We start from the raw sequence: 14041 nt of genomic DNA on the forward strand, positions 1-14041 counted from the left end.
TGCGCATCGCCTTACGGGCATACTTCTGTCGGACCTTCCAATGCGGTGGGCCCACTCCCAGCAAGTGTTGTCTCAGGCGCGGAAGCTGGCGCCCGTTGTGGGTAATGCTCGCGTGGTTCTCGCGGTGAGCGCGATCCTGCACGATGTGGGCTACGCGTCCGCGGCGGTTGATACCGGCCAGCACATGATCGACGGTGCCCGCTACCTTGCCCGGTTGGGATGTGATCCGCTGGTCTGCTCGCTGGTGGCCTACCACTCCTCGTCGGAGTGGGAGGCAGCCGAGCTGGGGCTGGCGCCCGCGCTGGCGGAGTTCGAGCGGCCCCCGTCCGATCTGTTGGACGCCATCACGTTCTGCGACCTCACGAGCGGGCCCGACGGCGCTCCGGTGGATGCCACCTCGCGGCTCGATGAGGTCCTTTGCCGCTACGCTCCGGACCACGTCGTTCACCGGGCCGTGTCGGCGGCGCGCCCGGCCTTGCTGGCGATGGTCGCCCGCGTCGAGGAGCGGCTGGCGGCTCGTCCGGGCGGCTACCCGATGTAGGGGGCGGGGTCGTTCTTGAATCCGCGGTCGAGGCGAAGCCGTGTCGTCGGCGCGATATCCAGGGCGTCGAGTTCGGACCGGGGCGTCCACCGGACCTCGAACGACTCCGAGCTGGCCCTCAGCGTGCCCCCCTGGGGCTGTGCGCGCAGCGTGATGGAGAACTCCTGGCGCACCTCGCCGTCGGAGAAGGCGATCACGTGGCCGGGGTCGCTGTAGATGCCCACCATGCCGGTCACCCGCACCCGGATGCCGGTTTCTTCCTCGACTTCGCGGACGGCGGCCTCGGCGATGCTTTCGCCGATCTCCTGGACGCCTCCGGGCATTGCCCAGCGTCCGTTGTCGGAGCGTCGCTCCAGGAGCACCTCGTCGTGGTCGTTGAGCACGAAGGCGGTGACGGCGGGGACGATCCGCTGGGCTTCCGGGGCGTCGGGGTCGTTGAAGTAGTCGGTGCGGCTCACGGGGTGCTCCTCTTCAGCGGTTCGGCTCGGGCCCAGACCTTGTCGAAGCTCTCCTGGTAGCTGAGTACGAGCAGGGCTCCGGCGACGCGGCGCAGGTGCAGGACCGGGGTCAGCGGTGCGCTGATTCCGTAGATCTGGGTGTTGACCAGCAGTTCGTCGTCGGATCGGTAGAGGGAGTTGTGCAGGGTGGAGCGGTGCGAGCGGAACTCGATCCCGGGTATCCCGTAGAGCGGCCGGTACAGCTTGATGACTTCCCGGACCTTGTAGGCGACGCCCTCGCCGATCTCCTCCTCCTCGCCTCGGCGGGCGACCTCGGGGCTGTCGGGGTCGCCCAGCAGGATGCGGATGCGAACGCCGGCGTCCGCCTTGGTTCTCAGGAGGCGGTGCCAGCGCGGGTTCTCCGCGAGGTGGACGCCGGCGTGTACGAGGATTCCCAGCTCGGACGTGGCCCGCTCGGCGAAGCTCAGCCAGAGGTCCGGTGGCACGGAGGAGCGGTGGGGGTAGACGTGGACGATCTCGGCGTCCGCGGCGTCGATCCGCTGTTCTTCGGGTTTCGCGTTCGGCCAGAGGTAGTCCTCTTCGAATCCGAGGAATGCTGCGGTGGCCTGCCGGTGCTTGCGGTAGGGCTCGCGGCCCTTGGTGATCCAGCGCTCGACGGTCCTCGCGTCAACCCCGGTGTGCTCGGCGAGGTCTTCCTCCGTGACGCCCCGGCTCACCAGCGCGGAACGCAGTCGCTCGTTGGCCATCCGGCCCCCGCTTAGGACGTCTTGGGACGTGCTCGGACGGCCTGAGGCTAGCGGGGACGTCCTGAGATGTCCAGCTCATGTCTGATCATGTCCCGTGCAGTAGAGGCACTCTGAGTCATCGCCAGCTCACGCCGCGGGTGCCCCATCCCCGTCCGAGTCGGCCATGGACCACTCGCCTGCGTCGGTATCTGCCCTGAGCCGAAGCCGTCGCCGGCAGCTGAAGCACCACCTTCGGTCCGCCCGCGCATCGTTCGCGGGACTCACTCCGCCCTCCGTCACGGAGGACTACAGGAAGAAGTACGGAGATGACTGGACACACGCCGCGTCATGCGGTCGTCATCGCCTCTGGTGGTCTCGACAGCACCACCGCGGCCTACTGGCTCGCCGACCGCGGCAGCCGACTCTCGCTGCTCTCCTTCGACTACGGGCAGCGGCACCGCAAGGAACTCGACTTCGCGCGCCGCATCGCCGGCCACCTCGGCGCCCACCAAGAGGTGGTGGACCTCAGCGGACTCGGCCGGCTGCTCAGCGGCTCCGCGCTGACCGACCCTGCCGTCCGGCTCCCGGACGGCCACTACACCGCCGAGAGCATGCGCGCCACCGTGGTGCCCAACCGCAACGCGATCATGCTGGACATCGCCGTCGGGATGGCGGTCGCCCGTGGGGCGGACGCGGTGGCGTTCGGCGCGCATGCCGGCGACCACGCGATCTACCCGGACTGCCGCAGCTCGTTCTTCGACCTGTTCGCCGAGACCGCGAAGGCCGGCAACGAGGGATTCCTCGCGGACGGCTTCGAGGTGCTGGCGCCGTTCATCGACCTCGCGAAGGCCGACATCGTGGAGATCGGGCGCCAGATCGGCGTGCCGTACCAGGACACCTGGTCCTGCTATAGGGGCGGCGAGGTGCACTGCGGTAGGTGCGGGACGTGCACCGAGCGGATCGAGGCGTTCTCGCTGGCCGGTGTCGAGGACCCGACCGAGTACGCCCGCGCGGGCGCGGAGGCGGCCCGGTGAGCGCCGGAGTTCTGGCCGGGCGCCACCGGATCGGCAAGGTCTTCCGGTTCGAGGCCGCGCACTTCCTGCCCGGGCTGCCGGACGGCCACCAGTGCGCCCGGATGCACGGGCACTCTTAGACCGACCGGCAAATGGATCACTTGAGGCGTCGGGTGGTGGGCCGGCCGTCCCAGCGGTAGCGGCTCGTTGCCCGGCGGATCAGCATGCGGAGCGTGACGAGGGCGGCGGCGAGGTAGAGGTAGAAGTCCACGACGCTGCCGCTCCTCTCGGTGCAGCGCCGGAGCTTGCCGTAGTCGTTCATCCACGAGTGCGTGCGCTCGACCACCCAGCGCTTGCCGGCCTGGATCGGGGCGGGCACGCCCTTGCGGGCGATCTCCGCGGTGAAGCCCAACTGGGCTATCAGCGAACGGGACTTGGCGCTGTCGTAGCCGCGGTCGAGGTTGACGTTGACGGCTTCCGGCAGCGCGCCGACCTGGTCCTTGGCGGCGTCCAGGGTCGGGCCGAGCAGGGGCGAGTCGTGCCGGTTGGCCCCGTCGGAGACGATCCCGAGCGGGACGCCGCAGGCGTCGGTGGCGACGGAGCGCTTCAGACCCTGCTTGCCCCGGTCGACCGGCGAGCGCCCGGCCTTGTCACCGCCGGACGGGGCCTTGGTGATGCAGCCATCCACCGAGATCTCGCCCAGACCGAGGCCGATCATCCGGTCGTAGGCCTCGAGCGCGAGAGCGTGCACAGATTCGGAAATCCCTTGCTCGGCCCACTCTTTGACACGCCGCCTGATCGTGCGGTCGGAGCATCCAGGGGTGGAGACGCGCTCGTAGCCGGAGCCGTGGACCAGCGCGAGCACGATGTGCTCGAAGACCGTCCGGTCAGCGATCCGGCGGCGGTGGCAGCCCAGCGGATGGTTCGCGACGAACGCTTCCCGGGCAGGCAAGAGTGCAGCGAACTGGTCCCAGAGGGGTTCGAGCAGGCAAGATGGCAGCGCGGGCACGGCCGTCCTTCGTGATCACTGAGCGTAGAGAACTCCATGATCACGTGGACCCGTGCCCGTACTGCATCCACCCCGCCTTACGTGCGACAGCGACTGCCTATTGCCGGTCGGTCTTACACGGTGGAGTTCGTCCTCACCGCGGATCAGCTCGTGGGGCCCGGCTTCGTCACCGACTTCGGGGACCTGGCGCCCGTGAAGGCGGTGATCGACTCCACGCTCGACCACCGCGTGCTGAACGAGGTCCTGCCGGTGGTTCCGACCTCGGAGAACCTGGCGGTCTGGTTCGCCGGCTGGTTCGTGGAGCACGTGGAGCCGGACCTGCCCGGCCGCCTGGCGGCGGTACGGGTGTCGGAGACCGCGAGCAGCTGGGCCGAGTTCCAGGTGGCTGAGCGATGAGCCTCATGGGCGGCGCGGTCCTCGGCGGCCGGGGGCTGCTGATCGCGGAGTGCTTCGGTCCGACGTTCCAGGGCGAGGGCCCGAGCGTGGGGGAAGAGGCACTGTTCCTGAGGCTGTCGCGTTGCAACCTCAAGTGCCCCCGGTGCGACACACCACAGACGTGGGACTGGTCGAGGTTCGACCCGCGGGAGGTCTCCACCCGACACAGCGTGGAGGACCTGGCCGCCTGGGTGATGTCCCACTCGCCCCGCCTCGTGGTGGTCACGGGCGGTGAACCGCTGCTCCAGCAGGGCGAGCTGGTCACCCTGCTGCAGTTGCTGTCCGGCCGGCGGGTGGAGGTGGAGACGAACGGGACGGTGGTACCGCTGCCCGACCTGGTGGAGGCGGTGGGGGCGTTCAACGTCTCGCCGAAGCTGGAGGCATTCGCCGCACGTGGGGACCGCCGGATCAACCCGGAGGCGCTACGGGCGCTGGCGGCCTGCGGGAAGGCCCGGTTCAAGTTCGTGGTCCGTGACATCGGCCAGCTCGATGAAGTGGACGCCCTGGTGGAGGAGTTCTCCCTCACCCAGGTGTGGATCATGCCGGAGGGCACGAGCAGCGCCGAGGTGATCGCCGGACAACGGGCCCTGGCCGAACCCGTCCTGGCCCGTGGCTGGAACCTCAGCACCCGGCTCCACACGCTGATCTGGGAGGACGAGAGTGGCCGCTGACAGCGCCAAGGCACCTGAGCGGCGCGGTCGTTCCGGTTCCCCCGGACCGCGCGTGTGCGGTAGCGGTCCTCGGTCGAACGATGGGCGAAGCGGGATCCTGCTTGCCGCTCAGGCTGCGCCCACTATACCCAACTCCGCTGTTCCACGGGCCCATTCACTGATGTCGTTCGTCGTGGACGTGCGCCACCTCAAGCAGGCAGCGCGGGCCTGCATGCGCCGAGCCGGCGCACCGGGCACCGACGGTATGGGCTGGGCCGAGTATCGGCAAGGCCTGAGCGACCGGCTGGCGGCATTGGCCGGGCAGCTGCGCGCGGGTACCTGGGAGCCGGGCCCGGTGCGGGAGGTGGAGATCACCGCCTACACCGGGAAGGTCTTCACCGCCGTGATTCCGACGGTGGAGGACCGGGTCGTGCAGCGGGCGATCCGCCATGCGATCGAGCCGGTGCTGGAAGCGCGGGCGTTCGCCGCCTGGGTGTCGGGCTACCGGGCCGGCCGCAACCGGATCACCGCGCTGCGCGACGCGGACCGGCACCTGCGGGAGGGGCTGCGGTGGGTGGCGGACGTGGACGTGCGGCAGGTGTCGGCCGGGTCGAGCGCGAGCGAGGTGGCCGGTTGGCTGGCCGAGCACGTCGCGGACGGCCCGTTCCTGCGGCTGTTCGAGCGGGTGCTGGAGCCGCTGCCGTACCCGATCGTTCCGGGTACGGCGCTGGCGCCGCTGCTGATCAACCTGCGTCTGTCGCGGGCGGACTCGGCGCTTGCCGGCTACCGGGTGGTGCGGTTCGCCGACAACTACTGCCTGTTCTGCGAGGACCGCGCGCAGGCGCAGGAGGCGATGGCGGCCGTCGCCGAGGCACTTGGCCACTGCGGGCTCGAACCCCATCCCGGCAAGAGCCAGGTACGCGCCGGGGTGAACACCGAAGACCTGTTCCTGATCGCCGGATGAGGGGCGACGATGACGACACCTGACGCCTTCGCGTCCTCGATCGGATGGGTGCCGGTGCCGGGCGGCGTGTGCCTGTTCGGCGACCGGCGGCGGCCGATCACAGTGGCCGACCTGGAGTGGACGGCCACGCCGCTGACGCCCGCCCAGCTCGGGCTCGGCGACGACCACCGGCCGCTGGTGGACCTCGACCAGGCACACGCGGCCCGGCTGGCCGCCGAGCTCGGCGGCCAGCTGCCCAGGTCGGTGGAGTGGGAGTGGGCCGCCGCCGGGGCGGACCTCCGCGCCTACCCATGGGGCGAGCAGGAACCGGATGCGAGCCGGGCGAACCTGCGCGGCAGCTGCGGACGGCTCACCCCGGTCGACTCCCACCCCGACGGGCGGACACCGGAGGGCCTGAGGGACATGGCCGGCAACTGCTGGGAGTGGACCGCCTCGCCGACGATCGGCGACGGCTTCGTGGTCCGCGGCGGCTCCTACAACTCCCTGCCCCTGTACGCGCGCTCGACGTTCCTCAACGCGGCCCCGGCCGAGCTGCGCTCTGCGGGCATCGGCGTGCGGGTGGTGAGGGCGGCGTGATCGGCGACCTGCTCATCGCCGGCTGCTCGCGCCGCAAGGCCGAAGAGCCCAGGCCGATACCGGCGCTGGAGCGCTACACCGGCGGCATCGCGCCCCAACTGCTCGCCCGCTTCGCCGGGCACCAGTCGGCCCGCGGCAGGATCCGCTTCCTGTCCGCCGAGCACGGCCTGGTCCACGCCGACGACCCGCTCGCCCCGTACGACCGCCGCCTGACGCGCGAGCGCGCCGAGCAGCTGCGCCCGGTCGTCGCCGGTCAGCTGCGCCGCGACTTCGCCGCCACCGGCACACCCCGCCGGATGCTGCTGGTCCTGGAACCCGACTACGTGATCCCGCTGGCCGACCTGCTGGCGCTGCCCGAGCGCCCGCTCGTGCAGTGGGTCAGCGACCCGCGCGACTGGCCGCAGACCGCCGCCGTGCTCGACGAATGGAGGTGGCCGTGACCGGCCCCACCCTCGCGGACGTACTCAAGACCCGTCCCAACATCCACCGGCACCTGACCGAGGCGTTCACCGAGCGCACGAGCATCGGCTGGCACCAGCCCACCCGGGCGCACGCCGCCACCGGCCGCCCGCTGTCGGTCGTCCTGCCGGCCCGCAACACCGCGTACGCGCTGCCCGTAGTCCTGGACGCGCTCGCCGCCCAGCAGACGGCCGGGCCGGTGGAGGTGATCGTGGTCGACGACGCGTCGACGGATGCCACCTTCGAGATCGCCCGCCGCCATCCGGCGGTCACCACCGCCGTCCGGCTCCCCACCCGGAGGGGCTCGGCCACCGCCCGCAACATCGGGGCCCGCCTCGCCCAGGCGCCGACCCTGCTGTTCGTGGACGCCGACATGGTGCTGCCCCCGCACGTCCTGGCCGACGTCGCCGCCCGCGCGAGCACGAAGACCGTGCTGACCGGGTTCCGGCACAACACCGTCCTCCGGTCCTCCCCATGCGGCTGGGTGCTGCCGGACGGCCCGCCGTCCCTGGCGGCCGATCACCGCGTCACCTGGACACCGCCGGCCAACACCGTGCTGCCGTACTCGGGAATCACGCTCAGCGAACGCCTGGACGGACGCCCGCTGGATGCCACCGACGACTTCCAGACCCTGGGGTGCGGCCGGTTCTACCACGACTGGAACCTGCCGCGGATGGTGGTCACCGCGCTGCTCGCGGTGCCGCGCGAGCCTCTGGTGGACGTCGGCGGCTTCGAGGAGGAGTTCGGCCGCCTCGGCTGGGGGATGGAGGACACCCACCTCGGTGCCGCGCTGATCGCCTCCGGCTGCCTCGTCGTCCCGCTGCGCCAGGCGGTCGGCTACCACCTCGACCCACCCGACGCTGCGGCCCAGTGGCAGGCGAAGCTCGCCACCTGGCCCGCCACCCTCGCCCACTACCGCCGTCTGCTCGACCGGCCGGCGCCCTCCGGGCGCGGCCACGAGTTCGCCACCGCCACCGACAAGCACCTGACCGAAGCCGAGGTAGTCACCCCATGATCCGCTGCTTCGCCACCGCCACCTTCGGCGGCACGACCGTGGTCCACGACCCGGCGGTCGGAACCAACCACCTGGCGCCCCAATCGATCCCGGCCGGACGGGTCTTCCTCGACGACCGGCAGGTCGCGTCCTGGATCGAGGCCGAGCTGGCCAAGCTCCCTCTCACGGCCCCGGTGAGCATGTGCTGGTCGCCGATCGTGCGCTGCAACCTGGCCTGCCCCCAGTGCCTGGACGACAAGAGCGTGCGCGAATCCACGGCCGACGAACGGCGGGCCCTCGTCGAGCACATCGCGAACTCCGGCGTTCTCGGCGTCGACATCTCCGGCGGGGAGCCGCTGCTGCTGCGCGACCTGCCCGACCTGGCCCGCGCGATCCGCTCCCACAACACGGCGGTGGTCAGCTGCACCACCAACGGCTGGCACCTCGCCCGCCGGGCCGCCGACCTCGTCGGCGCGGTCGACGCCGTGCGCGTCTCCCTCGACGGTGCCACCGAAGCCACCCACGACCACTGGCGCGGGGCCGACAGCTACCGGCGCGCGATGGCCGGCATCCGCGCCGCCGTCGACGAGGGACTGCCCGTCCAGCTCCAGATGGTCCTCATGCAGGCCAACCAGCACGAGGCTCAGGCCCTCCTGGAGCGGGCCGCCCAGCTCGGCGTCGGTGGCGTCACCTTCCTCCAGATGCTGCCGATCGGCGACGGCGTGGCCCTAGCCGACGAACAGATGCTCACCGACGACCAGGCCCGTACCGCCATCGACGCCCTCACCGTCCCCGACGGCCTGCGGGTGCGGCTGCGCACCCGCGGCAGCGCCGACGGCTTCACCGTCCTACGCGCCGACGGCTACGCCTGGCGCAACACCGGCGGCGCCACCCGCATCTCCGCGTTCAACCCCGTCACCGGCCCCCAGGACCTCCACCTGCCCACCGTCCGGAGCAGCTCATGACCGCCACGACCCAGCCCAGCGGGCAACGCCGGTTCACCCGCACCGCCCCGTACGCGCCGACGCCCTACCAGTGCACCGACGCCGCCCGACTCCTCGCCGAGTCCACCATCGGCAGCACGCCCGCGGTGACCTGTGTGATCGGCATCGCCTCCGGCGGCATCAGGCCCGCCACGGTGGTCGCCGACTACCTCCAGGTCCCCCTCCACACCGTCACCGCCCGCCACAACACCAGCGACGCCCCGTGGCAGCAGGCCACCGGCGAGGTGGAGGTACTCCTTCCCGAGCGGCTGCCGGACCGGTTCGAGGGCAGGATCCTGCTGGTCGACGACATCGCCGGCTCCGGCGCCACCTTCACCGCCGTCACCCGCGCCCTCACCGGCCGCCTCACCGACGGGGCCGTGGTCGAGACGCTCGCGCTGTGCCGCAACCAGGGCTGCACCGACGCGCCCGCCCGCTGGATCTGGACCGTGGACGACTGGGTCGTCTTCCCCTCGGAACAGGCCCACGCCGGCGACACCCGGGTTCTTCCGCCCGTTCGGCGGGTGATGACCCCGTGACCGGCCCGGCCACGTCCAGGGGCGTCCTGCTGGTCCTCGTCTCCTGGCGCCCGGACGCCCCGGCCGGGATCGAGCGAGCGACGGCCGCCCTGGCCGCCGGCCTCGCCGAGGCCGGCCACCGCCCGGTGATCGCCACCGCCGCCCCGCAGCCCGACGGCCCCACCCTGCCCGGCGTCACCGTCGAGCGGCTGCGGCTCGACAACGTCACCTTCCCCTGCGAGGACGACGTCCTGCGCCGGGCCGTCACCGGGCAGGACAGCGCACTCGCCCGCCAGATCCGCGACCTGATCACCACCCACCGCATCGACACCGTCCTGTTCACCGACGCCCTGTGGGGCCTGGGGCGCCTGCGCGGCGACTTCCCCGGCCACGTCCGCCGCGCGCTCGCCGCCCACGTCAAGCCCGCCGTCCTCGACGCCGGCCCCGCCTTCGCCCGCGCCACCCGCGTCCTCGTCCCCTCCGACACTGTCCTCGGCGAGCTGACCGGCTGGCAGCCACGCAACCTGCGCGTCGTCCCCAATGCGCTGCTCCCGGACCCCGTGGTCCTGCCGCCGGGCCCGGATCGGCGCGAGGAGCTGCGCCGCCGCGGCCCGGTGCGCGTGCTGGCCCGGCTCGGCCCGGAGAAGGGAGTCCTCGAACTCCTGGAGACGGCCGCGGGATGGGACCGGCCCGTCGAGGTGGCGCTCGCCGAAGCCGGGTTCGAGGCCAGCAACGGGTCGCAGGCGGCCCTGCTCGACCAGTGCCGCAAGGCGGCGGCCCGCACACCGGGCATGAGCCTGCGCGGGGCGCTCGCCTGGCACGAGGTCCTGCCCTGGCTCGCCGGGGCCGCCGTGGTGATCGTGCCCAGCCACCGCGAGACCTTCGGGCTCGTGGCCCTGGAGGCGATGAGCGTCGGCACCCCCGTCGTCGCCTACCGCGTCGGCAACCTCCCGGCCCTGATCGAGCCCACCGGCCACGGCGGCCAGCTCCTCGTCGCCCACGACGCCGGCCCCGCGGCGCTCCACAAGACCGCCCAGGCCCTCCTGGAAGATGACATACTGTACGGCGCGACTACACAGACCGTGTACCGGCGAGCGGACGACTTCGCACCGCACCGGATCGCTAACCTCTTCCTGGAGGCGGTGTCGTGATGTCCGCAATCGCAGCAACCCCCAAGCCCCTGCTGCTCGTTGACGGCTTCAACGTCCTGTGGGCCGGCACGTTCGGGTTCCCCGCGCCGATCTTCTCCCGTGACAAGAGCAGGGAACTCACGGGGCTGTTCGCCTTCTTCGCCCTGCTGCGCGCCACGATCCGCGACGACCTCGACGTGGACCCGCCCGAGGTCCTGGTCGTCTTCGACGGCGAGCACGGCACCGCCGAGCGCGTCGCTGCCGACGAGGAGTACAAGGCCAACCGCGAGGCGACGCCGGAGGCGCTCAAGCCCCTGCAGTTCCTCACCCCGGTCAAGCAGGGCCTCGACCTCCACGGCATCCGCTGGATCGAGCTCGACGACGCCGAGGCCGACGACGTCATCGCCACCCTCGCCGTTCAGGCCGCCCCGACCCGGCCGGTGCGGATCATGTCCCGCGACGCCGACTACTACCAGCTCCTCACCGACCAGGTGAAGATCATCAACCGATCGCGCAAGGCCACCCGGCGACTCATCACCGCCGGCGAGGTCGTGGAGCGCTACGGCGTCACCCCCGAGCAGTGGCCGGACTTCCGCGCCCTGACCGGCGACAGCGCCGACAACATCCCCGGCGTCAAAGGTGTTGGTCCCAAGGTCGCCGCCGGCCTCCTACGCGACTGCATGCGCCTGGACGCCCTCCCCGGCTCCGATCGGCTGACCGGCGCGAAGGGCCGCGCGATCACCGAAGCGTGGGACGACGTCCTGCGCTGGCGGGATCTGATCACCATGCAGCGCGACCTCGTCCTGCCGTTGTCCCCGGACGGGGAGGTCAGCCCCCAACTCCCCAAGCCCGCCGACGTCGTCGAGAAGCTGGGGCTGTGGTGAGCGCCGTCGCGCCGGGATCGGTTCTGGCCCTGCTCGCGCACCCCGACGACGCCGAACTCTGGGCCGGCGCCACCCTGGCGCACCACGCCCAGCACGCCACGGTCACCATCGCCGTACCCTGCCGCGACGTGGAGCGCGACGCCGAAGCACGCGAGGGAGCCGCCGTCCTCGGCGCGCAGCTGCGGCAACTCGACCGGCTCGACGAGGAGGCGGTCCGCCGGCTGCTGCTGGAGACCCTTCCCGAGGTCGTCATCACGCACCCGCTCAACGACGTCCACCCCGAACACCGCGCCGTCGCCACCACCGTGCTCGCTGCACTGCCCGAGCCCAGGATCGCCACCGGCCGCCCCAGGCGCTTCTACACGTGCGACAGCTACAACTCCCTGACCCTCGACGGCCCTGTGCGGGCCGACGTGATCGTGGACGTCACCGCGACGTTCGACACCAAGATGGCGGCGCTGCGAAGGCACGCCAGCCAGCCGATCGAGGAGCATTTCGGGCCGATGGCCGAGACCCTCGGCCGGCTCTGGGGAGCACGCATCGGCGCCGGCTACGGCGAGGCGTTCACCGCCGTGCCGCTCCTCGGCTGCCTGCCCGGCGCCACCCAGCTCTGACCCCCCGCGCGAAGGCCGCCCGCGCCGACCGGCCGGTGTGGGCGGCCTTCGCGCCCCTCGCCCTGGAGCACCACATGGAGACCAGCGCCGCCACCCGCAAAGACAGCACGTCCTGGTTCCGCTGCCCAACCTCCGCCCGGGTACACGATTACCTCGCCGGCGGGCGGGACAACTTCGCCGTCGACCGCGTTCTCGGCGACCGTATGCTCGAAGCCGTTCCGCAGCTGGCGGCCCTTGCCGACGTGAACTGGGAGTTCACCCGCCGAGCGACTCTGGCCGCCGTCGAGCAGGGAATCGCCCAGTTCCTCGACCTCGGCTGCGGCCTGCCCCGACCGGTACCGAAATGGGAGGGCAGCAGCCGAAGAACGCTGCCGACCATCCACCGCACGGCCGCCGCCGCATCCCCGAACCCGGACAGGGTGCGCACCACCTACGTCGACTTCGACCCGCTCGTCATGAACCACGCCCGTGCCCACCTGACCGACGGTGGTGCCGTCCGAACCCTGGCGGCCGACCTCCTCGACACCGACGCACTCTTCACGGCACCGGAGGTGGCCGGCCACCTGGACCTGACCAGCCCGATCGCCGTCAGCATCCACGCCACGCTGCACTGGATCCCGGACGACGATGCCGTCCGCCACGCCCTGCGCGGAATCGTGTCCTGTCTGCCCGCCGGCAGCACGGTGTCCATCACCCACGCGACCGCCGACCACACACCCGCGATCCGGCGAGCCCTCGCGGACGCCTTCACGGACAGCGACCTCACGCTGCGCCTGCGCACCGCACAACAGCTTCACGATCTGCTCCACGGCCTGGTCCTTCTACCGCCCGGCCTGGCGCCGGCCGGCAGCTGGAACGCCGGCGACGCTGCGAGCACCGACACGACGACCTGGGCCGGCGTCGGCTTCAAGCCCGCCTGACTCGACCCCGTAACCCACCAAGAAGGCGATGGCACCGTGACGCCCATACCCTCGCCCGCCCGCCCCCGGGTCGACACCCGCCGCGTCGAAACCCTCACCAGGGAACTGCTCCTCGCCCTCGGCGAGGACCCCGACCGCGAAGGCCTGGCCGACACGCCCCGCCGCGTCGCCGCCTGGTGGACCGAGTTCCTCAACCGCGACCCCGGCACGTTGGGAACCACGTTCTCCCACGCCACCACCACCGACGACTTCGTCCTCGTCCGCGACATCGAGGCATGGAGCGTGTGCGAGCACCACCTCCTCCCCTTCCGCCTCAAAGTCGCCATCGCCTATGTCCCCGGAGCGCGGGTCCTCGGCCTGTCCAAGCTGGTCCGACAGCTGCGCGTCCACGCGAACGCGCTGCAGCTGCAGGAGCGGGTGGTCCGGGACGTCGCCCACGACATCGCCAAGGCCGCAGGAACGGACGACGTGGCCGTCATCGCCGTCGGCGAACACCTGTGCATGAGCATGCGCGGTGTGGAGGCCGCTCCGGCCCGAACTGTCAGCTCGTGCCGGCTCGGACGCACCGCGAGCGACTCCGAGCTCGCGGCACGAATAGACCATTGGGTCCTCAGCCCCGTCCTCTGACGCAGCTCCATCAGGCACTTGACCTGGCAACGTCCCCGCACCTCGACACGAAGGCGGAACGATCCGTGATCGTCCACTGCTTCACCCTGGCCGCATCCTTGGGCCAATCGGCCGCCGTGCCCGCCGGGGCCTTCGACCGCCTGGCAGCCGACCCGCCCACAGGCTGTGTCTTCGAACCGCAGCTCTACCCGGGGGTACCAGGTCTGCGATGCGAGCGGGAGGCACCGACCCGATTCGAGGCGATCTCGGAGGTGGTCGGCGAGGTTCACATCCGCCACGGCGTCCTGCTCGACGATCTCGGTATCGAGAAGCTGGCCGAATGGAGCGATGACCTCCCCGACGACCCCGATCACTCCGGCGAACTCGGTAACACCTGGGGCCGCGACATCGCGGCGCAGGCACTGCTCCTTGGCATCGAGCGCTTCCTTCGTCTCGGCTACGACGTCACTGACGTGCGCAGCTTCGTAGATCGCGCCCTTGGGTCTCCCCACGACCACTAGCACACCCGGCGAAGCCGGCATCGCTGATCGGGCCGCCGGGG

General features: G+C 71.5%; 20 protein-coding genes. 17 read left to right on the forward strand and 3 right to left on the reverse strand.

The window, feature by feature from the left end:
• Positions 1–40 precede the first annotated feature (40 nt).
• Positions 41–541, forward strand: coding sequence for an HD domain-containing protein (locus OG715_RS07870; protein WP_266276099.1), 501 nt, complete (start codon positions 41–43; stop codon positions 539–541).
• On the opposite strand, the gene OG715_RS07875 is transcribed toward OG715_RS07870, so the two are convergent.
• Positions 529–999 (reverse strand): NUDIX domain-containing protein, encoded by a 471-nt coding sequence (locus tag OG715_RS07875; protein WP_266276097.1) that lies wholly within the window; start codon positions 997–999, stop codon positions 529–531. The genes OG715_RS07870 and OG715_RS07875 overlap by 13 nt on opposite strands.
• Positions 996–1745, reverse strand: a complete 750-nt coding sequence (locus tag OG715_RS07880; RefSeq protein ID WP_266276095.1) for a helix-turn-helix domain-containing protein — start codon at positions 1743–1745, stop codon at positions 996–998. Before OG715_RS07880 ends, OG715_RS07875 begins: the two co-directional genes overlap by 4 nt.
• A 305-nt stretch (positions 1746–2050) precedes the next feature.
• Here OG715_RS07880 and queC point away from each other — a divergent pair, with 305 nt between their 5' ends.
• Together queC and OG715_RS07890 are read left to right on the forward strand one after the other, a co-directional pair.
• A complete protein-coding gene (queC, locus tag OG715_RS07885) occupies positions 2051–2758 on the forward strand; it encodes a 7-cyano-7-deazaguanine synthase QueC (RefSeq protein WP_266276094.1) in 708 nt (235 codons plus the stop codon).
• Entirely contained in the window at positions 2755–2877 is a 123-nt protein-coding gene (locus OG715_RS07890) for a 6-carboxytetrahydropterin synthase (protein WP_266276093.1), read from the forward strand. Before queC ends, OG715_RS07890 begins: the two co-directional genes overlap by 4 nt.
• 17 nt (positions 2878–2894) lie before the next feature.
• Here OG715_RS07890 and OG715_RS07895 read toward each other — a convergent pair whose 3' ends face one another.
• A complete protein-coding gene (locus OG715_RS07895; protein WP_266276092.1) occupies positions 2895–3746 on the reverse strand; it encodes an IS5 family transposase in 852 nt (283 codons plus the stop codon).
• Between the two features lie 36 nt (positions 3747–3782).
• Between OG715_RS07895 and OG715_RS07900 the strand changes: the two genes are divergently transcribed.
• The 14 genes from OG715_RS07900 (at position 3783) to OG715_RS07965 (ending at position 14000) form a co-directional block, all read left to right on the forward strand.
• Positions 3783–4142, forward strand: coding sequence for a 6-carboxytetrahydropterin synthase (locus OG715_RS07900; protein WP_266276091.1), 360 nt, complete (start codon positions 3783–3785; stop codon positions 4140–4142).
• Complete coding sequence (locus tag OG715_RS07905) at positions 4139–4852, forward strand: 7-carboxy-7-deazaguanine synthase QueE (protein WP_266276089.1); 714 nt, start codon at positions 4139–4141, stop codon at positions 4850–4852. Before OG715_RS07900 ends, OG715_RS07905 begins: the two co-directional genes overlap by 4 nt.
• Positions 4853–5012: 160 nt before the next feature.
• Complete coding sequence (locus OG715_RS07910; RefSeq protein ID WP_266276087.1) at positions 5013–5795, forward strand: reverse transcriptase family protein; 783 nt, start codon at positions 5013–5015, stop codon at positions 5793–5795.
• Positions 5796–5804: 9 nt separating this feature from the next.
• Positions 5805–6371: a formylglycine-generating enzyme family protein gene (locus OG715_RS07915; RefSeq protein ID WP_266276085.1), complete on the forward strand. Its 567-nt coding sequence runs from the start codon at positions 5805–5807 to the stop codon at positions 6369–6371.
• Positions 6368–6811: a DUF6884 domain-containing protein gene (locus OG715_RS07920; protein ID WP_266276083.1), complete on the forward strand. Its 444-nt coding sequence runs from the start codon at positions 6368–6370 to the stop codon at positions 6809–6811. The genes OG715_RS07915 and OG715_RS07920 overlap by 4 nt, the downstream gene beginning before the upstream one ends.
• Complete coding sequence (locus OG715_RS07925) at positions 6808–7845, forward strand: glycosyltransferase family 2 protein (RefSeq protein WP_266276081.1); 1038 nt, start codon at positions 6808–6810, stop codon at positions 7843–7845. Before OG715_RS07920 ends, OG715_RS07925 begins: the two co-directional genes overlap by 4 nt.
• A complete protein-coding gene (locus OG715_RS07930; protein WP_266276079.1) occupies positions 7842–8789 on the forward strand; it encodes a radical SAM protein in 948 nt (315 codons plus the stop codon). Before OG715_RS07925 ends, OG715_RS07930 begins: the two co-directional genes overlap by 4 nt.
• Positions 8786–9346 carry a phosphoribosyltransferase gene (locus OG715_RS07935; protein ID WP_266276077.1) on the forward strand — a complete coding sequence of 187 codons (561 nt, stop codon included), beginning with the start codon at positions 8786–8788 and terminating at the stop codon, positions 9344–9346. The genes OG715_RS07930 and OG715_RS07935 overlap by 4 nt, the downstream gene beginning before the upstream one ends.
• A complete protein-coding gene (locus OG715_RS07940; RefSeq protein ID WP_266276075.1) occupies positions 9343–10476 on the forward strand; it encodes a glycosyltransferase family 4 protein in 1134 nt (377 codons plus the stop codon). Before OG715_RS07935 ends, OG715_RS07940 begins: the two co-directional genes overlap by 4 nt.
• A complete protein-coding gene (locus OG715_RS07945) occupies positions 10476–11339 on the forward strand; it encodes a 5'-3' exonuclease (protein ID WP_266276073.1) in 864 nt (287 codons plus the stop codon). The genes OG715_RS07940 and OG715_RS07945 overlap by 1 nt, the downstream gene beginning before the upstream one ends.
• A complete protein-coding gene (locus tag OG715_RS07950; RefSeq protein ID WP_266276071.1) occupies positions 11336–11953 on the forward strand; it encodes a PIG-L deacetylase family protein in 618 nt (205 codons plus the stop codon). The genes OG715_RS07945 and OG715_RS07950 overlap by 4 nt, the downstream gene beginning before the upstream one ends.
• A 74-nt stretch (positions 11954–12027) precedes the next feature.
• Positions 12028–12873, forward strand: coding sequence for an SAM-dependent methyltransferase (locus tag OG715_RS07955; RefSeq protein ID WP_266276069.1), 846 nt, complete (start codon positions 12028–12030; stop codon positions 12871–12873).
• Positions 12874–12909: 36 nt separating this feature from the next.
• Positions 12910–13500, forward strand: coding sequence for a GTP cyclohydrolase I (gene folE / locus OG715_RS07960; RefSeq protein WP_266276067.1), 591 nt, complete (start codon positions 12910–12912; stop codon positions 13498–13500).
• Positions 13501–13565: 65 nt separating this feature from the next.
• On the forward strand, positions 13566–14000 hold the full coding sequence (locus OG715_RS07965; RefSeq protein ID WP_266276065.1) for a hypothetical protein: 435 nt from the start codon (positions 13566–13568) through the stop codon (positions 13998–14000).
• Positions 14001–14041 lie beyond the last annotated feature (41 nt).

The organism is Kitasatospora purpeofusca (genome assembly GCF_036010405.1).
In the GTDB taxonomy this organism is placed as follows: domain Bacteria; phylum Actinomycetota; class Actinomycetes; order Streptomycetales; family Streptomycetaceae; genus Kitasatospora; species Kitasatospora purpeofusca.